The following is a 24,463-nucleotide window of genomic DNA, read 5'->3' on the forward strand; positions in this document are numbered from 1 at the left end:
CCAAGGAGCTTACATGATCCGTCGCACCTCTCTTCTGGCCAGCGTCGCCGCCGCCATGGCGTTGCCGGCCCTCGCCGCCGACCCCGAGCTGATCGCCTTCGACTGGGCCGGCTTCGAGAACGAGGGCCTGATGGCCGAATACGTCAAGAAGCACGGCGAGATGCCGACCTACGCCTTCTACGGCGACGATGACGAGGCGTTCCAGAAGGTGTCCTCGGGGTTCAAGGCCGATGTGGCCCATCCCTGCTCGCAGATGGTGTCGAAATACCGCGACGCCGGCCTGATCGAGCCGTGGGACGTCAGCCGCATCCCGGAATACGCGAACATCTCGCAGCGCTTCAAGGACTCGAAGATCTTCTCGGACGATCAGGGCGTCTGGTACATCCCGACCGACTTCGCCTATACCGCGATCGCCTACAACACCGAGACCGTCCCGGTCGAAGACGTGGCCTCGGTGCAGATCTTCCACGATCCGAAATACATGGGCCGCATCTCGCTGCCCGACAACACCGACGACATCTGGTCGCTCGCGCTGCTGGCAACCGGCGTCTCGGACTGGACCAACCTGACCGAGGAGCAGTTCCAGGCCGCCGCGCAGTGGCTGCGCACCGCGCATGAGAACGTCCGCGCCTACTGGGCCGACCCGTCGGAGCTTGCCCAGCTGATGGCGACCGGCGAGGTGCAGATCGCCTGGACCTGGAACGACGCCATCGCGCTGATGCGGCAGGAAGGGAAGCCCGTCGGCTTCCAGCGCCAGTCCAAGGAAGGCTCGGCCACCTGGTTCTGCGGCTACGTCAACTTCAAGGACGCGCCGGGCAGCGAGGACAAGGCCTATGACTTCATGAACTCGTGGCTCGCCCACGGGGCGGCCAAGGCGCTGCTCGATGGTTTCGGCTATGCCCATTCGAACGAAGCCGCGATGGCCACGATCTCGGAAGAGGACCTGAAGGCCGCCGACCTCAACCCGGTCGAGACCACGCTGCTCGCCCAGGTGCCGATCGACACCAAGATGCGCGACCGGATGCTTGAGGAGTTCGAGAAGATCAAGGCGGGCTTCTGATCCTGCCGGGCGCGGGAAGGACATCGTCCGCCCGCAATTCCCTGCATCACTCCGTCCGCCCGCGCCGCTTGCGCGGGCGGTTTCGTTTTCATGAACCCCTGACAGGCTGCCCTTGCTTCGCATGCCTGCGGGTCCCGTGCAGGAGGAACATTCTGCAACCGCGCGGTCAGGTGACGTTGCGTTGGCATTAGTGGCTGTCCCGACTGCCGGTGGTCGACGCCGACCCGTCCCGAACGCCGCCGAAAGGCCTCGCGTGACCCGCCGCTGCGGCTTGCGAAGCTTCCGCCCGCCGCCTATATTCGGCCTGTCCGGAGCAATCCGGACTATGGACATAAACGCGCTCGTAATACGCGGATCGGACCCGGGGGCGGTACCCGGCGGCTCCACCAATACACCCTCGTTGGGGGGCGGAGGGGGCCGAAACAGGATCGACGAACGTCTAAAGGGGTTGGCTTTGTCCCGGTGAGGTACCACCGTTATCGGTCCGAAAAGTACAGTTGCCAACGACAACCGTGCTCCGATGGCTCTGGCTGCGTAAGCAGTTCGAGTGATCGAAACCTAAGTCCTTGCGCTTAGCCGTGTAAGGCGGGGCTCGCAGGTGCCTGGCAACAGAAACCTGCACTTCTTTCTTGCCCTTCCGGTTGTGTCGCGCGACGCTGAGCCATGCTCCGCGCGCTGCTCCTTGCCCTTGTCGTCGCTGCGCCCGCCCGGGCCTGCGATACGGCGCTTCTGCTTGCCATCGACATCTCTGGCTCCATCGACCGGGGCGAATATGCGCTTCAGACCGAAGGGCTGGCCGAGGCGCTGGCGGACGGGGCGGTGACCGACAGCCTGCTGGCCGGCCAGAGCGCGCTGGCCGTGGTGCAATGGTCGGGCGTGGGCCGGCAGGTGCTGGCGCTGCCGTGGCGACGGATGCTCGCCCCCGGCGACGTGCAGGACTTCGCCGAGGCGGTCCGCGCCCTTCCCCGCGCCTTCGTCGCCTCGGATACTGCGGTTGGCGGGGCGATCACCTTCTCGCTGTCCCGCTTCGCCGAGGTGGCGGATTGCCGCCGCCGGGTGATCGACATCTCGGGCGACGGCGCCGAGAATGCCGGGTTCACCGTGGCTTCCGCCCGACGCGAGGCCGAACGGGCCGGCGTCGAGATCAACGCCATCGCGATCGAGGACATGGGCGCCTCGAAGCCCATCACCGCCTTCTACGAGCGGTGGGCCGTCACCCGCGGCGGCTTCGTCGTCACGGCACGGGGCCTTGGCGACTATCGCCGCGCCATGCGGGCGAAGCTTCTGCGCGAACTCGGCAAACCCGCCAGCTGATCGCCGCGACCCCTCGCGTGGAGGGAGAAAATCCCGCGCGCGGCCCTCTTCCCTTCCAGTCCAAATCCCCTATGCTGACCCCGAAGCCACAGAGGATCCGGCATGGCGCGTTCCATCGATTACGGCAACCTCATGCACCGCGCGATGCGGAGCCTGATCCAGAGCGTGCTCGAGGACGTGTCCGAGCACGGGCTGCCGGGGGCGCATCACTTCTTCATCACCTTCGACACCACCCACCCCGAGGTGGAGATGGCCGACTGGCTCAGGGCACGCTATCCGCAGGAAATGACGGTGGTGCTGCAGCACTGGTTCGAGAACCTCAACGTCGACGACCACGGCTTCTCGGTCACGCTGAACTTCGGCAACCAGCCCGAGCCGCTGGTGATCCCCTTCGATGCCGTGCGCACCTTCGTCGACCCCTCGGTCGAATTCGGCCTGCGCTTCGAGACGCATGACGACGAGGACGAGGAAGACGAGTCCGAGGGCGAAGAGGACCCGGACGGCGACGACGAGCCTCCGCGCCACGACGCGCAGGTCGTGAGCCTCGACAAGTTCCGCAAGTAGGTCGGTCTCGACACGCCTGACCGGATCTGCGGCCTTCGCCAAGCAGATGAGGGCGCGCATTTCGGTATGCGACGGCATGCCGATTGATTTTCCGTGCGTCCTTTCCTAAGAGGCAGGCGAACAGAGCATTGGAGCTTGCCGCCATGACCGCAACCCGCACCGAAACCGACAGCTTTGGCCCGCTGGAGGTTCCCGCCGACAAGTATTGGGGGGCGCAGACGCAGCGCTCGATCCAGAACTTCCCCATCGGCTGGGAGAAGCAGCCCGTCGCCATCATCCGCGCGCTCGGCGTGATCAAGAAGGCCTGCGCACTGGTCAACATCGAACAGGGCGACATTTCGAAGGAACTTGGCGAGGCCATCGCGGCGGCGGCGACCGAGGTCATCGAGGGCCGGTTCGACGACAACTTCCCGCTGGTGGTCTGGCAGACCGGCTCGGGCACGCAGTCCAACATGAACGCGAACGAGGTGATCTCGAACCGCGCCATCGAGATGCTGGGCGGCGTCATGGGCTCGAAGAAGCCCGTCCACCCGAACGACCACGTGAACATGGGTCAGTCGTCGAACGACACCTTCCCCACCGCGATGCACGTGGCCATCGGCATGATGGCGCGGGACGTGCTGCTGCCGGGGCTGGAGAAGCTGCACGCGGCGCTGCTGGCGAAGTCGGAAGAGTTCAAGGACATCATCAAGATCGGCCGCACCCACACGCAGGACGCCACGCCCCTCACGCTGGGGCAGGAGTTCTCGGGCTACGCCAAGCAGGTGGAAAAGGGCATCGCCCGTGTGAAGGCCTGCCTGCCCGACATCTACGAACTGGCGCAGGGCGGCACGGCAGTCGGCACCGGCCTCAACACCCGCGTGGGCTGGGACACACGTGTCGCCGGCAAGATCGCGGAGATCACCGGCCTGCCCTTCGTGACCGCCCCGAACAAGTTCGAGGCGCTGGCCGCGCATGACGCGATGGTCATGTTCTCGGGCGCGCTGAAGACGGTGGCGGCCTCGCTGTTCAAGATCGCCAACGACATGCGGCTTCTGGGCTCCGGCCCCCGCTCGGGTCTGGGCGAGCTGATCCTGCCCGAGAACGAGCCGGGCTCTTCGATCATGCCGGGCAAGGTGAACCCGACGCAGGCCGAGGCGCTGACGATGGTCTGCGCCCATGTCATGGGCAACGATGCGGCCATCGGTTTCGCGGGCTCGCAGGGCCATTTCGAGCTGAACGTCTACAACCCGATGATGTCCTACAACGTGCTGCAGTCGATGCAGCTTCTGGGCGATGCGGCGGGCAGCTTCACCGACAACATGGTGGTCGGCACGCAGGCGAACGTCGCGCGGATCGACAAGCTGATGAAGGAAAGCCTGATGCTGGTGACGGCGCTGGCGCCCACCATCGGCTACGACGCGGCGACCAAGGTCGCCAAGACCGCGCACAGGAACGGCACGACGCTGCGCGAGGAAGCCGTGGCGCTCGGCTATGTCGATGCTGAAACCTTCGACCGCATCGTGCGGCCCGAAGACATGATCGGCCCCAAGGGCTGATGGCCGAGATCGTCAACCTTCGCGCAAGGCGCAAGGCGGCGGAGCGTGACGCCCGCCGCCGGAAGGGCGACGAGAATGCCGCGAAGCACGGCCGCACGAAGGCCGAGCGCGATCTGGAACAGGCCCGGGCCGAGAAGGCCCGCGCCGATCTCGACGCCCACCGGCGCGAGACGCCCGGCCCGGACGGCGAGGCGGAATGAGCGGGCGGCCCGAAAAGCACTCGCTGACGCTCCGCGGCCACCGGACCAGCGTCTCGCTCGAGGCTGACTTCTGGCGCGCCTTCCGCGAGATCGCCGAAAGCCGCGGTCTTGCCGTCAACGCGCTGGCGGCGGAGGTGGACGAGAGCCGCGACCCCGAGGTGGGCCTTGCCACCGCCATGAGATTGTTCGTGCTGCACCACTACCGCAACTTGGCGCGCTGAAGACCGCCGCCGCGGGATCACGCACTCATCGACACATAGCCTGAGGCCGCGCGGTCGATGCGGCTGCGCGACGGCGCGCGGCCGCGAAAGCGCTCGGCCAGCGTCAGCGGCCCGGCCGTGATGCGGAAATAGTCGTAATCCTCCGGCCGGTCGAAGGCGCAGAGATACTGGAAGTGCAGCCGGAAGAAGCGCCAGCGCAACGCCCGCCAGCGCTCGGGCGAGAGCGTCCGGCTGAAGGCCGCCGAGATCACCAGCGGCCAGCGCTTGTCCTCGGGCGCCACGCCCGAGACCGAGACGGGATCGCAGAGCGCGAAGCAGCAGGCGTCGCCGGGCGCGGTGACATCGACCCAGGTGAGTTCGTCCCGTGCCGCGAGATAGTTCAGGTCGGCGCGCAGCCGCTCGGCCCGCGGCAGGAAGGAGACCATCGGCACCACCTGGCCCAGCGTCAGCAGCGCCAATGCAGGCCGCTTCGCCGGCAGCCCACCGCGGATCACGTCGGCCATGATCGACACCGCCAGACGGGCGCCCGTGGAATGGCCGATCACCAGGATCTCGTCGGCCTCGTCCCGCATCGCCTCGGAGATCGCGGCGCGGAAGCGGGCCATCCGCTCCTGCAACCGGGGCGGGGTGGCACCCCAGGATTGCGCGGAATGGCCGAAGTCGTGCATGAGGTCATGGGCGAGGAAGACCGCGTCGCGGCGGCGGAACCAGCGCAGCAGCGCCACCGCCAGCGCCCCGCCGGCCAGCCAGCCGAGCGGCGGCCAGACCAGCCCGCCCACGATGCCGGACAGGTGCAGTCCAAGCGCCACGGCAAGACCGAACTGCACCAGCAGCACCAGAACCGGATAGAGAGCGGCAAGGACCGGCCCCGTCCGCAGCCGCACCAGCCGGAACGCCGCCCCGGTCGCGAAGTAGATCCAGACCGTGCGCAGCAGGTGCAGGTAGGTGGAGAGAATGCCCCGCCCCGTCGAGTCGCGCACGATGTCGGACCAGGCCAGCACCGCGATGTCGGTCTCGGCAAAGCCGCCCTCCATCCCTGCCGAGACGTGCCAGCCGAAGGGGCCGGGCGTGGTGCGCGGCTTCAAGGTCAGCGCATAGCCCGAGATCTCGGCCTGCGCGGCGCCGTGCCGGCGGTAAAGCTCGCGGTAGCGGCGCGGGTGGAAGGGATCATAGCCGGGAACGTAAAAGACCCGCCGCCGGAAGGGGCGCTTCAGCTTCGGTTCCGCCAGCAGGTCCATCATCCGTCCTCGTTACGGGCACGAGGCAGCCTATCCCAGCCGGGCCAGCGCCGGGAAGGTCTCGAGCAGCCAGTAGGAGAAGCTGGAGAAGCCGCCCGTCAGCATCAGCAGCCCGATGGTCCAGAGCAGGAGGCCCATGATGCGCTCGATCCGCTCCATGTGGCGCCTCATCCAGCCCATCAGGCCCGAGAGCCGGGAGAAGAAGGCGGCCACCAGCAGGAAGGGGATGCCGAGGCCGGCGGCATAGACGGCAAGCAGCGTGGTGCCGCGGGCGATGCTGGCCTCGGAGGCCGCAAGCGTGAGGATCGCGCCCAGCTGCGGGCCGATGCAGGGCGTCCAGCCGAAGGCGAAGGCAAGGCCCAGCACGTAGGCGCCGAAGGCCGACCCGCCCCGGTCGCCCGCATCCATCCTCATCTCGCGGTCGAGGAAGCCGATGCGGTAGATCCCGATGAAATGCGCGCCGAAGGCCATGACGATCAGGCCGGCCACGGTGGCGAAGGTGTCGGCATTCGACAGGAAGAACGCTCCGAAGGCCGAGGCGGTGAAGCCGAGGAACAGGAAGACCGTGGAGAGGCCCATCACGAAGAACAGCGCGGCAAGGATCGGCCCGCGCGAGGCGCCCGCGTTCAGGTCCTTCATCGAGATCCCGCCCATGTAGGCAAGGTAGGGCGGCACGATCGGCAGGACGCAGGGGCTGAGGAACGACAGGACGCCCGCCACCAGCGCGATCAGCATGGCCGGCAGAAGCCCCGCGTCGATCAGATCCATCCCGAACATCTTCGCCCTCTCTTTGCTGCTGTCCTAGCCGGTCGCCGCGTCCCCGTCACTGGGCCGCCTCTCACATTGACGTGGACCGCCCCTGCGCGTATCGCCCGGCACGCGGGCAGGCACGTTGATCCCGCGCAAGGACTCGCCAGGGCTGGGGCCGCGATGCATTTCGACGAGGATCTCGACTGTGCCGGGCTGATCTGCCCCCTGCCCGTCCTGCGCGCCCGCAAGCGCCTGCTGGCGATGGCGCCCGACAGCGTCCTGCGCGTCACGGCCACCGACCCGATGGCGGTGATCGACCTGCCCCACTTCTGCTCTGGCGCCGGTCACGAGATCCTGTCCTGCGAGCGGCAGGGCAACGAGAGCGTCTGGCTGATCCGGCGCGGCAAATGAAAGGGGCGCCCGAAGGCGCCCCGATGCATCAGCGACCGATCGACCACCAGCCACGGCGGCGCGGCTTCGTGTCGTCCCCGGCGGGCTCGGCCTCGGCAGCCGGCTCTGCTTCGGGTGCAGGAGCCGGCGCAGCTTCCGGTGCAGGAGCCGGGGCAGCTTCCGGTGCAGGGGCCGGCGCGGCTGCCGGTGCGGCCTCGGCGATCTCCGCCGCGGCTTCCACCACGTCCACCGGCTGCTCCTCGACAGGGGCCGGAGCGGCCTCCTCGACGGGCTCGGCCTTGCGGCGGCTGCGGCTGCGGGCAGGCTTCTTCGGCGCCTCGGACTCCTCGGCGGGGGCCGCTTCCGCGGTCACCTTAGGCTTGCGCGTGCGGGTGCGCTTCTTCGGAGCGGGCTCCTCCGCGACCTCGGGCTGCGGTTCGGGCTCGGGTTCCGGTGCGGGCTCGGGCTCCACCGCCGGCAGCGCGGCCACGGCGGCCTCGGCCTCGTCGGCGCCTTCCTCGTCCTCTTCCTCGCCTTCGTCCGACTCGTCGCTTTCGACCGCATCGGCCTCGCCCTGCCCGGCGGCGGGGGCTGCACCGTTGCGACGACGCCGACGGCGACGGCGCTTCTTCTTCGGCTGGCCCTCGGACGGCGGCGCCTCGGCGGTCTCGGCCGTCGCCTCGGCTTCCTCGGCGACCTCGACCTCTTCCTCCTCGACCCAGTCATCCTCGGGCTCGTCCACCGGCGCGCCCATCAGCTCGGCGCTGCCCGAGATCACCTTGACCGTCTCGGGCACCACGCGGGTGGCGGTCTTGAACTTCTCGATCACATAGTCCGGGCTCGACAGCGTCGGGTCGGCCTCGACCCGCACCGCCATGCCATAGCGGGCCTCGATCATCGCGATGTGCTCGCGCTTCTGGTTCATCAGGAAGTTCACGACCGCGATCGGGGCGCGCAGCAGCACCTCCTTCGACCGCTTCCGCGTGCCTTCCTCTTCCAGCTGGCGCAGCACCTGCAAGGCAAGGCTGTCGTCCGAGCGGATGAGACCCGTTCCGTGGCAATGGGCACAGGGCTGCGTCGTCGATTCGAGCATCCCCGGGCGCAGGCGCTGGCGGCTCATCTCCAGAAGGCCGAAGCCCGAGATGCGGCCGACCTGGATCCGCGCGCGGTCGGTCTTCAGCTTGTCCTTCAGGCGCTTCTCGACGGCGGCGTTGTTCTTCCGCTCTTCCATGTCGATGAAGTCGATGACGATCAGGCCGGCAAGGTCACGCAGGCGCAACTGGCGCGCCACCTCTTCGGCGGCCTCGAGGTTGGTCTTGAGCGCCGTGTCCTCGATCGAGCCTTCCTTGGTTGCCCGGCCGGAGTTCACGTCGATGGCGACCAGCGCCTCGGTCACGCCGATGACGATGTAGCCGCCCGACTTCAGCTGCACCACCGGGTTGAACATGCCCGAGAGATAGCTTTCCACCTGATAGCGCGCGAAAAGCGGCATCGGCTCGTCATAGCGGATCACCTGCCGGGCGTGGGCCGGCATGATCATCCGCATGAAATCCTTGGCGGTGCGGTAGCCCGTCTCGCCCTCGACAAGCACTTCCTCGATCTCGCGGTTGAAGAGGTCGCGGATCGTGCGCTTGATCAGGTCGCCTTCCTCGTAGATCGGCGCAGGGGCGATCGATTTCAGCGTCAGTTCGCGGATCTGCTCCCACAGCCGCAGGAGGTATTCGTAGTCGCGCCGGATCTCCTGCTTGGTGCGCTTGGCGCCTGCCGTGCGGATGATCAGGCCCGCGCCTTCCGGCACCTCGAGTTCCGAGGCGATTTCCTTCAGCTTCTTGCGGTCGGCCGCCTGGGTGATCTTGCGGCTGATCCCGCCGCCGCGCGCCGTGTTCGGCATCAGCACGCAATAGCGGCCGGCAAGCGAGAGATAGGTCGTGAGCGCGGCACCCTTGTTGCCCCGCTCTTCCTTGACCACCTGCACCAGCATGATCTGGCGCACCTTGATGACTTCCTGGATCTTGTAGCGACGCGAGCGCGGTTTGCGCGGCGGAGGGATCTCCTCGGCCACGTCCTCGTCGGCCACCGACTCGATCTCGTCGTCGGTGTCGGCGGCGTGATCCACGGCCTTGTAGGGCTTCTCCGCCTCATCGATGTCGGGCTGCGCCGAATCGGAGGCATCGACCTCGTAGAGCGCGTCGGCGCCGGTCTCCTCGCCCAGGTCGACGAGATCCATGCCGGTCATCTCGCCGCTCTGCGCGGCGTCGGCCCCGGCCATCTCGGCCGCGGCCGGACGCGGCCGACGGCGCGAGCGCCCCTGCTCCTCGTCCTCCTCGGCGCGATTGTAGGCGCGCTCTTCCTCGAGCAGCGCCTTACGGTCCGCGACCGGGATCTGGTAGTAGTCGGGATGGATCTCGGCGAAGGCGAGGAAGCCGTGCCGGTTACCGCCGTAATCGACGAAGGCCGCCTGCAGCGAGGGTTCGACCCGCGTTACCTTGGCGAGATAGATGTTGCCGGCGAGCTGCCGCTTGTTGACGGTTTCAAAATCGAATTCCTCGACCTTGTTTCCGTCCACCACCACGACCCGGGTCTCCTCCGGGTGGGTGGCGTCGATGAGCATTTTCTTGGCCATTTGGTTCCATGGCACCCGGACAACGGGCTTGGGCCGGGGCAAGCCCCGGCGAAATCCCATTGTGCGTGGTGGCTTGTTCGGGCGTGGCTGCGCCGGCGACCAGAGCGCGCGGCGCCGAAGGGGCTCCTCGCACAGTCTGGCAAGCTTGTGGCGCGGCTCATCGCGGTTCTATATCCCGGGACGCCGGGGCGTCCTGATTGCAATGGCCCGTTCCGTCAGGGACTTGGCGGGCGAACTGGTGGGCCCGGAGGCCCGACTGTCTGCGCGACGCAGCGCCCCGGTCCCGTGGCCCGGAAAGCGCGCACTGCAGTAAAACTGGCGCGCGGGATCCTGCCGGAAAGGTCAGGACCCGCGTAGGTGCGACATTAGCGGCAGGGACGGGCAAAACACAATGGCTTATTTTCCGACAGCCCCGCACAACCGCAGGTCGAGAGACCCGCGGCGGAGGCGGCAGCAGCCGCCGATCCCGGTCGGGGTGGGCTGAGCGGTTCAGACGTAATCGGCCCGGCTGAGCCCGTATTTCGCCATCTTCTCGTTGAGCGTGCGCCGGGGCAGGCAAAGCTCCTCCATCACGGCGACGATCGAGCCGCGGTGGCGCCGCATGGTGTTGTCGATCAGCATGCGCTCGAACGCCTCGACATAATCCTTGAGCGGCTTGCCTTCGGTGGTCAGAGCCGGCCCCGAGGCTTCGTTATCCGCCATCAGCAGCGAGGCGATGGAGCCGGAGCCGCGCCGGTTCTGCAGCACCGCGCGCTCCGCGATATTGACCAGCTGGCGGACGTTGCCGGGCCACGGAGCCTGAAGGAGTTGCGCCGCCTCCTGCGCCGTGACCTGCGGCGCCTCGCAGCCGTATTCCTCGGCGAACTGCTCGGACATGCGGGTAAAGAGGGTCAGGATGTCCTCGCCCCGGGTCCGGAGCGGCGGCAGCACGATGGTCATGGCGCCGAGCCGGTAATAGAGGTCCGAGCGCAGCACGTTTTCCAGCGTCGTGTCCGGCGCATGCTCGTTGCAGATCGCGATGATCCGGGTTTCGGGCGGCGTCCCCTGCTCGTTGATCACCGTCAGCAGGCGCGACTGGAGCGGATGGCTGAGCGACTCGATGTCCTCGAGGCAGAGCGTGCCACCGCGGGCTTCCTCGACCAGCGGCAGCGAGCCGTCCTCGGTCGGGCCGAAGAGCTTGGCGGACAGCTGGTCCTCGGACCAGGCGGCGCAGGAGATGGTGACGAACTTGCGCCCGGCCCGCGCGCCCACGGCATGCAGCGCATGGGCGACCAGCGTCTTTCCGGTTCCGGTCTCGCCGTCGATCAGGACGTGGCTGTCGGCCTGGCCCAGATCAAGGATGTCCTCGCGCAGGCGCTCCATCACCGGCGAGGAGCCGATCAGCTTCTTCATCAGCACGGTGCCATCGGAAAGCTCGCGGCGCAGCGCGCGGTTGTCGAGCGTGAGCCGGCGCAACTGGGTCGCGCGCTTGGCAAGCTCGGTCATCCGGTCGGGGTTGAATGGCTTTTCAAGGAAGTCGAAGGCGCCGACCCGCATCGCCTCGACCGCCATCGGCACGTCGCCGTGGCCGGTGATCAGGATCACCGGCAGGCCGGAATCCATGCTCATCAGCTTCTTCAGAAAGGTCATGCCGTCCATGCCGGGCATCTTGATGTCGCTGACGACAACGCCGGGGAAATCCGCGCTCAGGCCCTTCAGCGCCTCCTCGGCGCTCGCATAGGTTTCGGTATCGAACCCCGAGAGCGCGAGCCACTGGCTGATCGACTGCCGCATGTCGGCCTCGTCGTCGACGATGGCCACCTTCATTGCACGAGCCATGTATTCCTCACTCGGCTGCCTTAACATCTGCCCCCAATATGGGCAGCTGAACCTCGAAAACAGCACCGCCGCCTTCCGCATTCCGCGCGGTAAGACGACCCCCGAGGTCGGTCACGATGCCGGACGAGATCGCGAGCCCGAGGCCCACGCCCTCGCCCGGCTTCTTGGTGGTGTAGAAAGGCTCGAACAGGTTGTCGAGGTCCTCGATCCCGTGGCCGTTGTCGCGCACCGTCAGCGTCGCCGTCTCGCCGGCCGCCAGCATGATGTCGATCTGCGGCGAGGCGACGGTCTTCGTGGCGTCCAGCGCGTTGCGCAGGAGGTTGATGATGACCTGCTCCAGCCGCAGCCGGTCGGCCATCACCATCACCGGCTGGCGCGGCAGGGCGCGGGTGATGCGCACCACGCGGATCTTCAGCTGCGGCTCCATCATGGTCAGCGCAGAGGAGACGCAGAGCCGCATGTCCACCGGCTCGAAGGCCTCGCCGCCCTTCCGGGCATAGGATTTCAACTGCCGGGTGATCGCGCCCATCCGCTCGATCAGGTCATCGATGCGCTGGAACGAGGCGAGCGCCTCTTCGGTCCGCCGCCGCTGCAGCAAGAGCTTCGCGCCGGCCAGATAGGTCTTCATCGCGGCGAGCGGCTGGTTCAGCTCGTGGCTCACGGCCGCCGACATCTCGCCTAGCGCGGCGAGCTTCGACGACTGCGCGAGTGTCAGCTCGGCCACGGCCAGATCCTTCTGCACCTTCTCCCGCTCGGCGATCTCGCGCTGCAAACGCGCGTTGAGCAGGCGAAGTTCCGCCGACTCGCGCTGAAGCGACATGCTCTGCGACCAGGCCCGCCGCGAGAGCAGGTAGAAGGTCAGCGCAAGCAGGATCGCGAAGCCCATGATTTCCAGCGCGAGGATGCCGTTTACCCGCTCGCGCACCGAATCGTAGGCGGTGAAGGTCACGATCCGCCAACCGCGGAACGGCACGCGGGCGTCGGTCTTCATCACGGCCTCGCCGCGCAGGTAGGCGTCGGGCGGCTGCTGCGCCCAGTCGGCCGTGGCCTGGATCGCGCGCCGGATCGCCGAGGGCGCGTCGCGCACCGCCAGCGCCTCGTCGATGGTCAGGCCGCGCCAACGCGGCTCGGTCGCCAGGATCACGGTGCCCGTGCTGTCGGTCACCATGACGGCATCCTGCAGCCCGGCCCATGCGCGCTCGTATTTCATCAGGTCGACGGCGACCACGATCACGCCCACGAGCCGGTTGTCGGACAGCACCGCCCGGGAATAGGTGAAATCGAAGATCCCTTCCTCGCGCTTGGCCGCGGTGAAGACCGTGTCGCGATTGCGCTGCGCATCGACGAAATAGGGCGCGGCGCGGTGGCTGGTGCCGATCAGGTTGCGGTTGGTCGCGCCGACCGTGCGGCCGTCCTTGTCGAGCAGCATGATCGAGGCCGCGCCGATCTCGGTCTGGAACGAGATCAGCCGCTGGGAAGTTGCCGAATAGTCCCCCGACCCCAACGCCCCGATCAGCGCGGGATCGCGCGCGAGCAGCAACGGCACGACCGATGTGCGCTGCAACTCGGTCAGCATGTTGCCGGAGTAGAGCGCGAGGCGCAGTTCGGCGCGGGTGCGGGTGGTGTCGGTGAACCGCTCGCTCATCCAGCGGTTGGTCACCAGAACGACGACCACCGCAAGGATCACCAGCAGCACGACGGCAAGCCGCACCCGCCAGCCGTGTCCCGGCGGCGGGGGCTCGGTTTCCTCGGTCTGGAAGGCCGCGTCCTGCATGGGCGCGACGTTACTGAACGGCGGTCAGGGCAACAAGCCGTGCGCGATCAGGCAAGCGCCATCCTGCCCAGCAGCGAGCGGAACAGTCCCATCCCGTCGGTGCCGCCCTGCGCCTCGTCCGCCGCCCGCTCGGGGTGGGGCATCAGGCCCAGCACGCGGCGGTTGGCCGAGAGCACGCCCGCGATGTCCTGCATCGAGCCGTTGGGATTCTCGACATAGGTGAAGGCCACCCGGTCCTCGCCCCTGAGCCGCGCCAGCGTCTCGGCGTCGGCGGTGTAATTGCCGTCATGGTGGGCGATCGGGAAGCGCACCACGTCGCCCGCGGCCCAGCCCTCGGTGAAGGCGCTGTCGGCGGTCGCGACCTTCAGCTCGACCGACCGGCAGATGAACTTGAGGCCCGCGTTGCGCATCAGCGCGCCCGGCAGCAGGCCGGTCTCGGTCAGGACCTGAAAGCCGTTGCAGATGCCGAGGACGAAGCCGCCCCGCTCGGCATGGCGGATCATCGCGCCGGCGATGGGCGAGCGCGCGGCGATCGCCCCGCAGCGCAGGTAGTCGCCGAAGGAGAAGCCGCCCGGAACGCCCACGACATCGACGCCCGCGGGCAGGTCGGTGTCCTTGTGCCAGACGCGGACCACCTCTGCGCCCGCCGCCTCGAAGGCCACGGCAAGGTCGCGGTCGCAGTTCGACCCGGGAAAGGTGATGACGGCGGCTTTCATCGGCGGCACTCCGGCTGGGGCTGGCGGGGGGAGGTTCCACCCCTGATAACGCAGGCGGCCCGGCGCTGCCAGCCCCGGGCCTTCACTTCTTCAGCGGCCGCCGCCGTCAGACGATCTCGACCGTGTATTTCTCGATCACGGTGTTGGCGAGCAGCTTCTCGCACATGGCGCGAACCTCGGCCTCGGCGGCGGTGGCGTCGGTCGCGGTCAGGTCGAGGTCGATCACCTTGCCCTGACGGACGCCGGCGACGCCCGAGAAGCCGAGCGTGCCGAGCGCGTGCTTCACCGCCTCGCCCTGCGGATCGAGGACGCCATCCTTCAGCATGACATGGACGCGGGCTTTCATCGCGGCAGGGCCTTTCAGTTGATCAGCGTGGGCTTGGTGGTGTGGGTGACGTTCGAGGGCAGCACCCCCAGACGCCGGGCGAGTTCGGAATAGACGTCCTGCAGCGGCCCGGGCTCGCGCGGGGTGCCGCCTTCGGCCTCGGCGCGCACGTCCCAGAGACGGCAGCTGTCGGGGCTGATCTCGTCGGCCACGATCAGGCGCATGTAGTCGCCCTCCCAGATCCGGCCGACCTCGATCTGGAAATCCGCGAGCCGGATGCCCACGCCCATCATCACGCCCGACAGGAAGTCGTTCACACGCAGCGCCAGTGCCACCACGTCGTCCAGATCCTGCTGGCTGGCCCAGCCGAAGGCGATGATGTGCTCTTCGGACACCAGCGGGCAGCCGAGCTTGTCGTCCTTGAAGTAGTATTCCACGATCGGCCGCGGCAGGGGCGTCCCCTCCGGGATGCCCAGCCGCTTCGAGATGCCGCCGGCCGCGAAGTTGCGGACCACGACCTCGAGCGGGATGATCTCGGCCATGCGCACCAGCTGCTCGCGCATGTTCAGGCGGCGGATGAAATGGGTGGGAACACCGATGGAGTTGAGGCCGTTCATGAAGAACTCGGACAGCCGGTTGTTCAGCACGCCCTTGCCTTCCAGCGCGGTCTGCGGCGGGTTCGAGGCCGCGCTGCCGTCGTCCTTGAAGTACTGGATCAGCGTCCCGGGTTCGGGCCCCTCGTAGAGGATCTTGGCCTTGCCCTCGTAGACCTTCTTGCGACGTGCCATGCACACTCCGATCGAACGACGAAGGGGGCGCGTCGAGCGCGCCCCGTTCTGGTTGAAACGGCCTATAAGGCAAGCTGCCCGTGCTCGCAAGGCAATCGCGCCGGACGCGGCCGCGCGACCACTTGCTAGGTCGGAACGCTGCGGGCATATCAGAAGAAAGGCATTGTTCGGGAGGACCTAACCATGACCACCTTCGACGATCGCGAGCGCGCGTTCGAGACGAAGTTCGCCCACGACACCGAAATGCTGTTCCGCGCCGAAGTGCGCCGCAACAAGCTGGTCGGCCTATGGGCTGCCGAGCTCCTCGGCAAGACCGGCGACGAGGCGATCAGCTATGCGCATGAGGTGGTGCAATCGGACCTGCACGAGCCGGGTTTCGAGGATGTGGTCCGCAAGGTCGCGGCCGACCTCGGCGACAGGTCCTCGGCCGAGGCGGTGCGCGCCAAGATGCTCGAGTTCCTGCCGGTCGCGAAGGCGCAGCTGATGACGGAAAGCTGATCACGCGGCTGCGCCCGGCGCGACCGTCTCGGGATCCGTGGCACGCGCCGCAAGGGGCGCGGCCTGTCGCATTCGCTGCGCCGCTTTCAAGATGATGATGAACAATATGGATTTGCCACGGGTCGCCCCGCGTGGCAGAGCTTCGCGCAAGCGGACCGCGTGCCTCGCGGCCCGAACCTGACCCCTGCGAGGACAAGATGACCGACGCCCTCTCCCGCCTGCTCGAGGACCGCGACTGGCTCATGGCCGATGGCGCCACCGGCACGAACCTGTTCAACATGGGCCTGTCGTCCGGCGAGCCGCCGGAGCTGTGGAACATCGACCAGCCGGACAATATCCGCAAGCTCTACCGCGCGGCGGTCGAGGCGGGATCGGACATCTTCCTGACCAACAGCTTCGGCGGCAATGCCGCCCGGCTGAAGCTGCACAACGCGCAAGGCCGCGTGGCGGAACTGAACCGGGTGGCGGCGGAACTGGGGCGCGAGATCGCCGACGCCTCGGGCCGCACGGTTGTCGTCGCCGGCTCCATGGGACCGACCGGCGAGATCTTCGAGCCGATGGGCACGCTGACCCACAAGGTCGCGGTCGAGATCTTCCACGAACAGGCCGAGGCGCTGAAGGCCGGCGGGGCGGACGTCCTCTGGGTCGAGACGATCTCGGCGGCCGAGGAATTCAAGGCCGCGGCCGAGGCGGCCCGTCTGGCCGGGATGCCCTGGTGCGGCACGATGAGCTTCGACACGGCCGGGCGCACCATGATGGGGATCACCGCGGCCGCGCTGGTCGATCTGGTGAACAAGCTGCCGAACCCGCCGCTGGCCTTCGGGGCGAACTGCGGCGTCGGCGCCTCGGACCTGCTGCGCACCGTGCTTGGCTTTGCCGCGCAGGGCACCGAGCGGCCGATCATCGCCAAGGGCAATGCCGGGATCCCGAAATACCACGACGGCCACATCCACTATGACGGCACGCCGGAGCTGATGGCGGAATATGCCGTGCTCGCCCGCGACGCCGGCGCCCGCATCATCGGCGGCTGCTGCGGCACCATGCCCGAACACCTGAAGGCGATGCGCGCGGCGCTCGAATCGCGGCCCAAGGGTCCGCGCCCGTCGCTCGACAGCATCTCGGAACGGCTGGGCGGCTTCTCCTCGGCCAGTGACGGCTCGGACGATTCCGGCCCCTCGCGCGAGCGGCGGCGGCGGCGCGGCTGACAGGGATCCGGGGGCCTCGCCTCCCCCGGCCCATTCGCCAGAAATGCAGAGCAGAGGGCGCGGACTTCCGTCGCCGGGGTCGGGTCATGCCATGAGGTCAGAACAGCCGAAGCTGATCGCCCGGACGAGGCGGCACCGAGAACAGGTCGCAGCGCAGCGGCGGCTGGTCGCGGTCGAGGCCATGTCGCGCCGCGGCAAGACGGAACCGGCGCGAGACGAGATCGGCCCAGATCCCCTCGCCCCGCATCCGTTTCCCCCAGGCCGGATCGTAGTCGCGCCCGCCGTGAATCTCGCGGATGCGGGCGAGGATCTTCCCCGCGCGGTCGGGATAGTGCTCCTCGGCCCAGGCCTTCACCAGCGGCGCCACCTCGAGCGGCAGTCGCAGCATGATCCAGGTCGCGGCAACGGCATTCGCGTCAGCGACGGCGGCAAGGATCGCCTCGATCTCGGGATCGGTCAGCCCCGGGATGACCGGCGCCACCATGGCCCGGACGGGGATGCCGGCCGCGGCCAGTCGCCGGATGGTCTCGAGCCGCCGTGCCGGCGGCGGCGCCCGCGGCTCCAGCCGGCGCGACAGGTCGGCGTCCAGCGTCGTGACCGACAGGCCGACGCGCAGAAGCCCCTCGGCCGCCATCGGCGCCAGCAGGTCCAGGTCGCGCTCGATCAGCGTGCCCTTGGTGGTGATCGCGACGGGATGGCGGAAGGCCGACAGCACCTCGAGCACCTCGCGCATCACGCGGTGGCGTGCCTCGACCGGCTGGTAGGGATCGGTGTTGGTTCCCAGCGCGACCGGCGCCACGCGGTAGGATTTCGCGCGCAACTCACGCTCCAGCACGGCGGCGATGCCGGGCCGCGCGATCAGCCGCGTCTCGAAATCCAGCCCCGGCGAGAGGTTGAGATAGGCGTGCGTCGGCCGGGCGAAGCAGTAGATGCAGCCATGCTCACACCCCCGGTAGGGATTGACCGAGCGGTCGAACGGAATGTCCGGCGAACGGTTGAAGGTCAAGGCCGAGCGTGGGCGCTCGATGCGGACCTCGGTCCGCAGCAGATGCTCGTCCTCGGGCAGGTCCCAGCCATCGGCGAACGCCTCGCGGCGTGCAGGCTCGAACCGCCCGCTCTCGTTGCTGGCGGCGCCGCGAGCACGCAGGCGCAGGGCCGGATCGAGGCTGGAATGGGTCGACTTCATGCCGCAAGACTAGAACGAAATGGGAACCCGCGCCACAGGAAAGCCCCGCCCTGCCCCCGCTGTCGGCTTTCATCCGCCCCATGTCGCAATTCGATGAGTGCGGCCGGACCTTTGGCCGCATTGAACCTGAAACACCTGCCCCGAGGAGCCCGCCATGGCTGACGACGAAGAGATCATCCTGTCCGAACTCTCTGACGAGGAACTCGTGCTGCAGATGCACGACGACCTTTACGACGGGATGAAGGACGAGATCGAGGAGGCCGTCCGCATCCTGATCGATCGCGGCTGGACGCCCTACGACGTGCTGACCAAGGCGTTGGTGGCGGGCATGACCATCGTCGGCAACGACTTCCGCGACGGCATCCTGTTCGTGCCGGAAGTGCTGCTGGCCGCCAACGCCATGAAGGCGGGCATGGTGATCCTGAAGCCGCTGCTGGTCGAGACCGGCGCGCCGCGGATGGGCAAGATGGTGATCGGCACCGTCAAGGGCGACATCCACGACATCGGCAAGAACCTCGTCGCGATGATGATGGAAGGCGCGGGCTTCGAGGTGGTGGACCTCGGCATCAACAACCCGGTCGAGAAATACCTCGAGGCGCTGGAAACCGAGAAGCCCGACATCCTCGGCATGTCGGCGCTGCTGACCACGACGATGCCATACATGAAGGTCGTGATCGACACGATGAAGGAAAAGGGCCTGCGCGACGACTATATCGTTCTGGTCGGCGGCGCACCCCTGAACGAGGAATTCGGCAAGGCGATCGGCGCCGACGCCTACTGCCGCGATGCGGCCGTCGCGGTCGAAACCGCGAAGGTCCATGTCGCGCGCCGTCACAACCGGTTGAGCGCCTGACCCCTTGGCGGGGGCACCCGCGGCGCTCATCTGTCACCGGAAGGAGACCGCCATGCCCCCGAGCCTGTTCCTCATGCTGATCGCGACCGTCATCCTCGCAGCCGGGGTGACGGTCGCGCTGTTTCACGCCGCCGGCTGGCCGGTGGCGGCGGTGGGTCTGGTCGCGCTGGTGGCGAGCCTGCTGCTGCGCGCGCGGAGGCGGCCATGAGCCTCGACGACGGCACGCTGTCCGAGCAGGGCCTTGCGCCTGCCGGCCGCGGGACGGTCCGGCTGATCGCCTGCGGGGCGCTGGCGCACGAGATCCTCGCGCTGAAGCGGGCGAACGGCTGGGATCACCTGGACCTGCAATGCCTGCCGGCCAAGCTGCACCTGCGGCCCGAGAAGATCGTGGAAGCGGTCGAGGCCGCCGTGATGGCCGCCGGGGACGCGCCGACCTTCGTCGTCTATGCCGATTGCGGCACCGGCGGCGCCTTGTCGCGAAAGTGCAAGGAACTGGGCGTGGAGATGGTCGAGGGCCCGCACTGCTATTCGTTCTTCGAAGGCAACGACGCCTTCGCGGCTCATGCCGAGGACGAGTTCACCGCCTTCTACCTTACGGATTTCCTCGTCCGGCAGTTCGACGCCTTCGTGTGGCGCCCGATGGGCCTGAACCGGCACCCCGAGCTGCGGGACATGTATTTCGGCCATTACACCAAGCTGGTCTATCAGGCCCAGACCGAGGACCCTGCGCTGGATGCCAAGGCCCGCGACTGCGCCGCCCGGCTGGGCCTTGCCTACGAGCGTCGGTTCACCGGCTACGGCGACCTGGCGGGCAGCCTGCAGGAAGTGGCCCGTCGCTAGGCGGATTGTCGAAGTCCGGCAAGCCTTCGGGGTCCCTAGGCGGCTTTCGGCCCGCGGGAAGCTGGAAAAGGACAAGGCGGTGCTGCCCCTGCCGTTCCGTGCCGAGGATGACGAAGCGTCGCGGCACTTCCAGAGCGCCTCCGCTTGGCTTAGCCTGCCTCAACGGCAGGAGGAGGACATCATGCGGATCGAGGCGGCGCTGGGTGAACTAGAGGCGCTTCTGGGCGACCGGCTCGCCCGCTCGAAAGCGGTGCGCGAGCAGCATGCGCACAGCGAGACGCATCTGCACGCCCCGCCGCCGGATGCGGTGGCCTATCCCCGGACCACCGCGGAAGTCTCGGAGATCGCGGCGATCTGCGCCCGTCATCTGGTGCCGATGGTCGGCTGGGGCGCCGGGACCTCGCTGGAAGGGCATGCGCTGGCGCTGAAGGGCGGGGTCACGATTGACTTCGGCCAGATGGCCGAAGTGATCGAGATCCGACCCGAGGACATGATCGTCCGCGTCCAGCCCGGCATCACCCGCGAGGCGCTGAACGCAAGCCTGCGCGACACCGGCCTGTTCTTCCCGGTCGATCCGGGCGCGAATGCCACGATTGGTGGCATGGCCGCCACCCGCGCCTCGGGCACCACCGCGGTGCGCTACGGCACCATGCGCGACAACGTGCTGGGGCTCGAGGTCGTGCTGGCCGACGGGCGGGTGATCCGCACCGGCACCGCCGCGCCGAAGTCCGCCGCGGGCTACGACCTGACGGCGCTCTTCGTCGGATCGGAAGGCACGCTTGGCCTGATCACCGAACTGACGCTGCGCCTTCATGGCCAGCCCGAGGCGATCTCGGCCGCCGTCTGCGCCTTCCCCGACATGTCCTCGGCCGTCAACTGCGTGATCGAGACGATCCAGCACGGCATCCCGATGGCGCGGATCGAATTCCTCGACGCGGCCTCCGTCGCCGCCTGCAACGCCTTTGCCCAGATGGAGATGCCGCTGCAGCCGCATCTGCTGGTGGAGTTCAACGGCACCGAGGCGGGCGTGGCCGAACAGGCCGAGCGCTTCGGCGAGATCGCGGCGGGACACGGGTCCGCCGGCTTCCAGTGGGCGACCCGGACCGAGGACCGCGCGCGGCTCTGGAAGATGCGCCACGCCGCCTACCGCGCCTGCCTTGCGTCGCGCCCGGGCTGCGAGGGCTGGGTCACCGACGCCTGCGTGCCGATCTCGCGGCTGGCCGAGGCGGTCGAGGAAACGCAGGCCGACATCGCGGCCTGCGGCGTGCCGGGGCCGATCGTCGGCCATGTCGGCGACGGCAACTTCCACTCGGTCCTGCTGGTCGATCCGGAAAGCGAGGTGGAGCGCGAGGCGGCCAAGCGCGTCTCGGCCCGGCTGGCCGAGCGCGCGCTGCGTCTGGGCGGCACCGTGACCGGCGAGCACGGGATCGGCTTCGGCAAGCTCGGCTACATGGCGGCCCAGCATGGCGAGGCCTGGAGCGTGATGGCCGAGATCAAGCGCGCGCTCGACCCGATGGGCCTGATGAACCCGGGCAAGATGGTGCGCCAGACATGACGCCGGACGAGTTTCCGCGCCGCTTCGCCGCGCTCTGGGGCGTCCGGGATGCCGAGGCCCTCGCGGACCTCGTGGCGGAAGATGGCACGATGCTCACGCTGACCGGCCTGTGGTGCGAGGGCCGGAAGGAGATCCTTGCCGCGCTGAGGGCCGAGCTTGCCGGCGCCTTCGCGCGGTCACGGCTGGTGAGCGGCAAGACCGACGTGAAGCCCCTTGGTCCCGGCGCGACACTGCTGCAGCAGCGCTTCGTGCTCTCGGGTCTGGTGGATGCCGAGGGGCGGGATGCCGGGCGCATCGGGGCGATCCTGACGGCCGTGCTGCTGGTGCGGAAGGCGGGTGTCGAAGCCGTCACGCTGCATTTCACGGTGATCGAAGGCTGAGAACGCCTGCCCGTATCCGGCAGGGGCATCATCCGCACCCTCCGGCCCCGCCCGCGTCGGTCTAGACGAGAAGCGCCCGTGCGGCCTCGCGCGCGGCATCCGTGATCGTGTCGCCCGCCAGCATGCGCGCAATCTCTTCCACCCGTTCGGTCGCGCCCAGCGGCGTCACGGTCGAGGTCGTCATGCCTTCGGCCATCCGCTTCTCGACCCGCCAGTGATGCGCACCCAGCGCCGCCACCTGAGGCGAATGCGTGACCACAAGGACCTGCGCCCCTGAAGCCAGCGCCTTGAGGCGCCGCCCCACGGCATCCGCCGTCGCCCCGCCCACGCCGCGGTCGATCTCGTCGAAGATCAGTGTCAGGCCGGGGCTGTCGCCGGTCAGGCAGACCTTCAGCGCCAGGAGGAAGCGGGACAGTTCCCCGCCCGAGGCGATGCGGTTCAGCGGCCCCGACGGCGCGCCGGGGTTCGTGGCGACCGTGAAGGCCACCGCGTCGTGACCCTCCGCCCCGCCATCGGCTGCGGTCAACTCTGTCTGGAACACCGCGCGTTCCATCTTCAGCGGCGCCAGTTCGGCCGCCATTGCGGCATCGAGCCGGCCGGCCGCCTCACGCCGGGCGGCGGACAGCGCATCGGCCTCGGCGGTCCACGCGGCCTCGGCCTCGGTGACGGCACGACGGAGCTTCTCGATCTGCCGCGTGCCCCCGTCGAGGGCCGCGAGGCGCTCGCGCAATTCGCCGGCATAGGTGCCAAGTTCGTCCGGAAGGACCGAATGCTTGCGCGCCAGCGCGCGGATCGCGAACAGCCGCTCCTCCAGCGCCTCGAGGTCGCGCGGGTCGAAGTCGAGATCGGCAAGGCAGCCCGCGACGCCGTCCTGCGCCTCGCCCAGTTCGATCAGCGCGCGTGACAGGGCGGCAAGCGGCGCCTCGAGCCGGCCGCCGGCCCGCTCCGACGCCGTCTCGAGCCAGCGCAGCGCATCGACCATCAGGCTCTCGGCGCCTTCGGCTGACAGCGCCCGATGGGCGCGGGCGATGTCGTCGCGGATGCGCTCGGCGCCCTGCATCTCGCGCCGGCGGGTGTCGAGCAGCGCCTCCTCGCCCGGCTGGGGGTCGAGCTTGTCCAGCTCGGCCACGGCATGGCGCAGGAAATCCTCCTCGGCGCGCACGGCGGCCAGCGCCTCCTCGGCATCGACCAGCGCCCGCCGCGCGCCGCCGAGCGCCGACCAGGCCTGCCGGCAGGCCGTCAGGTCGAGGCCGGCGAAGGCGTCGAGCATCTGGCGGTGGCCGCGCGGGTTCAGAAGGCCACGGTCGTCATGCTGGCCGTGCAGTTCCACCAGCGTGTCCGACAGGCCGCGCAGCACCTCGCCCGAGACGCGCCGGTCGTTGACCCACGCTGTCTTGCGGCCATCCGCGAAGTTCACCCGGCGCAGGATCAGCTCGTCCTCGGCCCCGATCCCGGCCTCGTCCAGCACGGCGCGTGCGGCGTGACCCGCCGGCAGGTCGAAGACCGCCGTCACCTCGCCCTTGTCGGCGCCCGAGCGCACGAGTTCCGCGCGCCCGCGCCATCCCAGCACGAAGCCCAGCGAGTCGAGCAGGATCGACTTGCCGGCGCCGGTTTCACCGGTCAGGACGTTCAGCCCCGGCTGGAACGCAAGCGACAGCCGGTCGATGATGAGCATGTCACGGATGTCAAGCGAGCGCAGCATCGCCCTGCCCCGTTCGGTTGGCGAGGGTCAGAGCCACTCGCCGCGGATCATCTGCCGGTAGACCTTCGCCAGCCAGCTGTCGCCCCTCGCCTCCATCTTCAGGCCGCGGCCGGTCAGAAGCTGGTAGCTGTCGTCGTAGAACGGGCTGGAGCGATAGTTGTGGCCGAGGATCGCGCCTGCGGTCTGCGCCTCGTTCACGAGCCCGAGCGCGAGGTAGGACTCGACCAGCCGGTGCAGCGCCTCGGCCGTGTGGGTGGTGGTCTGGAAGTCCTCGACCACGGTGCGGAAGCGGTTGATCGCCGCCGTGTAGTGGCCGCGCTTCAGGTAGTAGCGGCCGATCTCCATCTCCTTGCCGGCAAGGTGATCGAAGGCGAGATCGAACTTCAGCACCGCCGATTGGGCGTATTCGCTTTCGGGATAGGTCTCGATCACGGTGCGCAGGGCCTGAAGGGCCTGGAAGGTCAGGCCCTGGTCGCGGCCGACCTCGTCGATCTGGTCGTAATAGGACAACGCGAGCAGGTATTGCGCATAGGCCGCATCCTCGTCGCCCGGGTAGAAGTCGATGAACCGCTGCGCCGCCCCGCGCGCCTCTTCATAAAGGCGGGCCTTGTGGTAGCTGTAGGCCTGCATGATCAGCGCGCGCTTGGCCCATTCGGTGTAGGGATAAAGCCGCTCGACCTCCGAGAAATAGCGGATCGCGGTATCGGGCTTGGTGCGCGCCTCGAGTTCGTATTCGCCGCGCTTGTAGATCTGCTCGGCGGTGAAGTTTTCCAGCGGAGGCTCCTTCCGGCTGCCGACGCCACAGCTGGAAACCAGCGCGACGCACAGGGCCATGCCGAGCAACCGCGTGCCAGACTTCACCATGTTCCGCTTACCTCTGCCCTCTGCCGCCGCCGGGACCGGGGGCCTCCCGCGGCTGTTTGCC

The 24,463-nt window shown here is 68.4% G+C and carries 25 protein-coding genes and 1 other RNA gene; 15 read left to right on the forward strand and 11 right to left on the reverse strand.

The genetic code is table 11. The features are described from left to right. Positions 1-13: 13 nt before the first annotated feature. From CK951_RS12495 to CK951_RS12525, 7 genes are all read left to right on the forward strand, one after another. The gene (locus CK951_RS12495) at positions 14-1,060 is read left to right on the forward strand and encodes an extracellular solute-binding protein (protein ID WP_096786462.1); all 1,047 of its coding nucleotides are present in this window, start codon (positions 14-16) and stop codon (positions 1,058-1,060) included. Between the two features lie 267 nt (positions 1,061-1,327). Beyond that, positions 1,328-1,683: a transfer-messenger RNA gene (ssrA, locus tag CK951_RS12500) on the forward strand. A 40-nt stretch (positions 1,684-1,723) separates the two neighbouring features. Further along, entirely contained in the window at positions 1,724-2,374 is a 651-nt protein-coding gene (locus CK951_RS12505; protein ID WP_096786463.1) for a DUF1194 domain-containing protein, read from the forward strand. A 102-nt stretch (positions 2,375-2,476) separates the two neighbouring features. Further along, positions 2,477-2,938 carry an SspB family protein gene (locus CK951_RS12510; RefSeq protein ID WP_096786464.1) on the forward strand — a complete coding sequence of 154 codons (462 nt, stop codon included), beginning with the start codon at positions 2,477-2,479 and terminating at the stop codon, positions 2,936-2,938. 143 nt (positions 2,939-3,081) lie between these two features. Then, complete coding sequence (gene fumC / locus CK951_RS12515) at positions 3,082-4,476, forward strand: class II fumarate hydratase (RefSeq protein ID WP_096787254.1); 1,395 nt, start codon at positions 3,082-3,084, stop codon at positions 4,474-4,476. Further along, a complete protein-coding gene (locus CK951_RS12520) occupies positions 4,476-4,676 on the forward strand; it encodes a DUF4169 family protein (protein ID WP_096786465.1) in 201 nt (66 codons plus the stop codon). The genes fumC and CK951_RS12520 overlap by 1 nt, the downstream gene beginning before the upstream one ends. Then, positions 4,673-4,897 (forward strand): ribbon-helix-helix domain-containing protein, encoded by a 225-nt coding sequence (locus CK951_RS12525; protein ID WP_096786466.1) that lies wholly within the window; start codon positions 4,673-4,675, stop codon positions 4,895-4,897. The genes CK951_RS12520 and CK951_RS12525 overlap by 4 nt, the downstream gene beginning before the upstream one ends. A 17-nt stretch (positions 4,898-4,914) precedes the next feature. Here the strand turns inward: CK951_RS12525 and CK951_RS12530 are convergent, their stop codons facing one another. Beyond that, positions 4,915-6,138, reverse strand: a complete 1,224-nt coding sequence (locus tag CK951_RS12530; protein WP_232520620.1) for a hypothetical protein — start codon at positions 6,136-6,138, stop codon at positions 4,915-4,917. 27 nt (positions 6,139-6,165) lie between these two features. Continuing rightward, positions 6,166-6,912, reverse strand: coding sequence for a cytochrome c biogenesis CcdA family protein (locus CK951_RS12535; RefSeq protein ID WP_096786468.1), 747 nt, complete (start codon positions 6,910-6,912; stop codon positions 6,166-6,168). 153 nt (positions 6,913-7,065) lie between these two features. Between CK951_RS12535 and CK951_RS12540 the strand changes: the two genes are divergently transcribed. Next, positions 7,066-7,296 (forward strand): sulfurtransferase TusA family protein, encoded by a 231-nt coding sequence (locus CK951_RS12540; RefSeq protein WP_096787255.1) that lies wholly within the window; start codon positions 7,066-7,068, stop codon positions 7,294-7,296. 28 nt (positions 7,297-7,324) lie between these two features. Here the strand turns inward: CK951_RS12540 and CK951_RS12545 are convergent, their stop codons facing one another. The 6 genes from CK951_RS12545 to CK951_RS12570 form a co-directional block, all read right to left on the reverse strand. Then, positions 7,325-9,898: a ribonuclease E/G gene (locus CK951_RS12545; protein ID WP_157764554.1), complete on the reverse strand. Its 2,574-nt coding sequence runs from the start codon at positions 9,896-9,898 to the stop codon at positions 7,325-7,327. Positions 9,899-10,387: 489 nt separating this feature from the next. Beyond that, a complete protein-coding gene (locus CK951_RS12550; RefSeq protein ID WP_096786469.1) occupies positions 10,388-11,716 on the reverse strand; it encodes a sigma-54 dependent transcriptional regulator in 1,329 nt (442 codons plus the stop codon). Positions 11,717-11,723: 7 nt separating this feature from the next. After that, positions 11,724-13,490, reverse strand: coding sequence for an ATP-binding protein (locus tag CK951_RS12555; RefSeq protein ID WP_096786470.1), 1,767 nt, complete (start codon positions 13,488-13,490; stop codon positions 11,724-11,726). 47 nt (positions 13,491-13,537) lie between these two features. Beyond that, entirely contained in the window at positions 13,538-14,206 is a 669-nt protein-coding gene (purQ, locus tag CK951_RS12560) for a phosphoribosylformylglycinamidine synthase subunit PurQ (RefSeq protein ID WP_096786471.1), read from the reverse strand. 106 nt (positions 14,207-14,312) lie between these two features. Next, positions 14,313-14,552 carry a phosphoribosylformylglycinamidine synthase subunit PurS gene (gene purS / locus CK951_RS12565; protein ID WP_096786472.1) on the reverse strand — a complete coding sequence of 80 codons (240 nt, stop codon included), beginning with the start codon at positions 14,550-14,552 and terminating at the stop codon, positions 14,313-14,315. Positions 14,553-14,566: 14 nt separating this feature from the next. Next, positions 14,567-15,319, reverse strand: a complete 753-nt coding sequence (locus tag CK951_RS12570) for a phosphoribosylaminoimidazolesuccinocarboxamide synthase (protein WP_096786473.1) — start codon at positions 15,317-15,319, stop codon at positions 14,567-14,569. 183 nt (positions 15,320-15,502) lie between these two features. Between CK951_RS12570 and CK951_RS12575 the strand changes: the two genes are divergently transcribed. Continuing rightward, positions 15,503-15,817 carry a DUF1476 domain-containing protein gene (locus CK951_RS12575; RefSeq protein ID WP_096786474.1) on the forward strand — a complete coding sequence of 105 codons (315 nt, stop codon included), beginning with the start codon at positions 15,503-15,505 and terminating at the stop codon, positions 15,815-15,817. A 197-nt stretch (positions 15,818-16,014) separates the two neighbouring features. Continuing rightward, on the forward strand, positions 16,015-17,022 hold the full coding sequence (gene bmt / locus CK951_RS12580) for a betaine--homocysteine S-methyltransferase (RefSeq protein WP_096786475.1): 1,008 nt from the start codon (positions 16,015-16,017) through the stop codon (positions 17,020-17,022). Between the two features lie 97 nt (positions 17,023-17,119). On the opposite strand, the gene CK951_RS12585 is transcribed toward bmt, so the two are convergent. Continuing rightward, a complete protein-coding gene (locus tag CK951_RS12585; protein ID WP_096786476.1) occupies positions 17,120-18,208 on the reverse strand; it encodes a PA0069 family radical SAM protein in 1,089 nt (362 codons plus the stop codon). 154 nt (positions 18,209-18,362) lie between these two features. Here CK951_RS12585 and CK951_RS12590 point away from each other — a divergent pair, with 154 nt between their 5' ends. The 5 genes from CK951_RS12590 (at position 18,363) to CK951_RS12610 (ending at position 21,836) form a co-directional block, all read left to right on the forward strand. After that, positions 18,363-19,061 (forward strand): B12-binding domain-containing protein, encoded by a 699-nt coding sequence (locus CK951_RS12590; protein WP_096786477.1) that lies wholly within the window; start codon positions 18,363-18,365, stop codon positions 19,059-19,061. 52 nt (positions 19,062-19,113) lie between these two features. Continuing rightward, positions 19,114-19,269 (forward strand): hypothetical protein, encoded by a 156-nt coding sequence (locus CK951_RS12595; protein WP_096786478.1) that lies wholly within the window; start codon positions 19,114-19,116, stop codon positions 19,267-19,269. After that, complete coding sequence (locus CK951_RS12600; protein ID WP_096786479.1) at positions 19,266-19,901, forward strand: DUF1638 domain-containing protein; 636 nt, start codon at positions 19,266-19,268, stop codon at positions 19,899-19,901. The genes CK951_RS12595 and CK951_RS12600 overlap by 4 nt, the downstream gene beginning before the upstream one ends. Positions 19,902-20,082: 181 nt before the next feature. Beyond that, a complete protein-coding gene (locus CK951_RS12605; RefSeq protein ID WP_096787256.1) occupies positions 20,083-21,456 on the forward strand; it encodes an FAD-binding oxidoreductase in 1,374 nt (457 codons plus the stop codon). Further along, positions 21,453-21,836, forward strand: coding sequence for an SgcJ/EcaC family oxidoreductase (locus CK951_RS12610; RefSeq protein WP_096786480.1), 384 nt, complete (start codon positions 21,453-21,455; stop codon positions 21,834-21,836). The genes CK951_RS12605 and CK951_RS12610 overlap by 4 nt, the downstream gene beginning before the upstream one ends. Before the next feature lie 61 nt (positions 21,837-21,897). Here the strand turns inward: CK951_RS12610 and recN are convergent, their stop codons facing one another. Next, entirely contained in the window at positions 21,898-23,538 is a 1,641-nt protein-coding gene (gene recN, locus CK951_RS12615) for a DNA repair protein RecN (RefSeq protein ID WP_096786481.1), read from the reverse strand. A gap of 27 nt (positions 23,539-23,565) precedes the next feature. Then, positions 23,566-24,402, reverse strand: a complete 837-nt coding sequence (locus tag CK951_RS12620) for an outer membrane protein assembly factor BamD (RefSeq protein ID WP_096786482.1) — start codon at positions 24,400-24,402, stop codon at positions 23,566-23,568. Positions 24,403-24,463 lie beyond the last annotated feature (61 nt).

The organism is Rhodobacter sp. CZR27 (genome assembly GCF_002407205.1).
Classification (GTDB): domain Bacteria; phylum Pseudomonadota; class Alphaproteobacteria; order Rhodobacterales; family Rhodobacteraceae; genus Cereibacter_A.

What these genes read in the sequence shown, in the direction of transcription:
- CK951_RS12495 (WP_096786462.1), top strand. Translation starts at nt 14, where the DNA reads ATGATCCGTCGCACCTCTCTTCTGGCCAGCGTCGCCGCCGCCATGGCG.
- CK951_RS12505 (WP_096786463.1), top strand. Translation starts at nt 1,724, where the DNA reads ATGCTCCGCGCGCTGCTCCTTGCCCTTGTCGTCGCTGCGCCCGCCCGG.
- CK951_RS12510 (WP_096786464.1), top strand. Translation starts at nt 2,477, where the DNA reads ATGGCGCGTTCCATCGATTACGGCAACCTCATGCACCGCGCGATGCGG.
- fumC (WP_096787254.1), top strand. Translation starts at nt 3,082, where the DNA reads ATGACCGCAACCCGCACCGAAACCGACAGCTTTGGCCCGCTGGAGGTT.
- CK951_RS12520 (WP_096786465.1), top strand. Translation starts at nt 4,476, where the DNA reads ATGGCCGAGATCGTCAACCTTCGCGCAAGGCGCAAGGCGGCGGAGCGT.
- CK951_RS12525 (WP_096786466.1), top strand. Translation starts at nt 4,673, where the DNA reads ATGAGCGGGCGGCCCGAAAAGCACTCGCTGACGCTCCGCGGCCACCGG.
- CK951_RS12530 (WP_232520620.1), bottom strand. Translation starts at nt 6,138, where the DNA reads ATGATGGACCTGCTGGCGGAACCGAAGCTGAAGCGCCCCTTCCGGCGG.
- CK951_RS12535 (WP_096786468.1), bottom strand. Translation starts at nt 6,912, where the DNA reads ATGTTCGGGATGGATCTGATCGACGCGGGGCTTCTGCCGGCCATGCTG.
- CK951_RS12540 (WP_096787255.1), top strand. Translation starts at nt 7,066, where the DNA reads ATGCATTTCGACGAGGATCTCGACTGTGCCGGGCTGATCTGCCCCCTG.
- CK951_RS12545 (WP_157764554.1), bottom strand. Translation starts at nt 9,898, where the DNA reads ATGGCCAAGAAAATGCTCATCGACGCCACCCACCCGGAGGAGACCCGG.
- CK951_RS12550 (WP_096786469.1), bottom strand. Translation starts at nt 11,716, where the DNA reads ATGGCTCGTGCAATGAAGGTGGCCATCGTCGACGACGAGGCCGACATG.
- CK951_RS12555 (WP_096786470.1), bottom strand. Translation starts at nt 13,490, where the DNA reads ATGCAGGACGCGGCCTTCCAGACCGAGGAAACCGAGCCCCCGCCGCCG.
- purQ (WP_096786471.1), bottom strand. Translation starts at nt 14,206, where the DNA reads ATGAAAGCCGCCGTCATCACCTTTCCCGGGTCGAACTGCGACCGCGAC.
- purS (WP_096786472.1), bottom strand. Translation starts at nt 14,552, where the DNA reads ATGAAAGCCCGCGTCCATGTCATGCTGAAGGATGGCGTCCTCGATCCG.
- CK951_RS12570 (WP_096786473.1), bottom strand. Translation starts at nt 15,319, where the DNA reads ATGGCACGTCGCAAGAAGGTCTACGAGGGCAAGGCCAAGATCCTCTAC.
- CK951_RS12575 (WP_096786474.1), top strand. Translation starts at nt 15,503, where the DNA reads ATGACCACCTTCGACGATCGCGAGCGCGCGTTCGAGACGAAGTTCGCC.
- bmt (WP_096786475.1), top strand. Translation starts at nt 16,015, where the DNA reads ATGACCGACGCCCTCTCCCGCCTGCTCGAGGACCGCGACTGGCTCATG.
- CK951_RS12585 (WP_096786476.1), bottom strand. Translation starts at nt 18,208, where the DNA reads ATGAAGTCGACCCATTCCAGCCTCGATCCGGCCCTGCGCCTGCGTGCT.
- CK951_RS12590 (WP_096786477.1), top strand. Translation starts at nt 18,363, where the DNA reads ATGGCTGACGACGAAGAGATCATCCTGTCCGAACTCTCTGACGAGGAA.
- CK951_RS12595 (WP_096786478.1), top strand. Translation starts at nt 19,114, where the DNA reads ATGCCCCCGAGCCTGTTCCTCATGCTGATCGCGACCGTCATCCTCGCA.
- CK951_RS12600 (WP_096786479.1), top strand. Translation starts at nt 19,266, where the DNA reads ATGAGCCTCGACGACGGCACGCTGTCCGAGCAGGGCCTTGCGCCTGCC.
- CK951_RS12605 (WP_096787256.1), top strand. Translation starts at nt 20,083, where the DNA reads ATGCGGATCGAGGCGGCGCTGGGTGAACTAGAGGCGCTTCTGGGCGAC.
- CK951_RS12610 (WP_096786480.1), top strand. Translation starts at nt 21,453, where the DNA reads ATGACGCCGGACGAGTTTCCGCGCCGCTTCGCCGCGCTCTGGGGCGTC.
- recN (WP_096786481.1), bottom strand. Translation starts at nt 23,538, where the DNA reads ATGCTGCGCTCGCTTGACATCCGTGACATGCTCATCATCGACCGGCTG.
- CK951_RS12620 (WP_096786482.1), bottom strand. Translation starts at nt 24,402, where the DNA reads ATGGTGAAGTCTGGCACGCGGTTGCTCGGCATGGCCCTGTGCGTCGCG.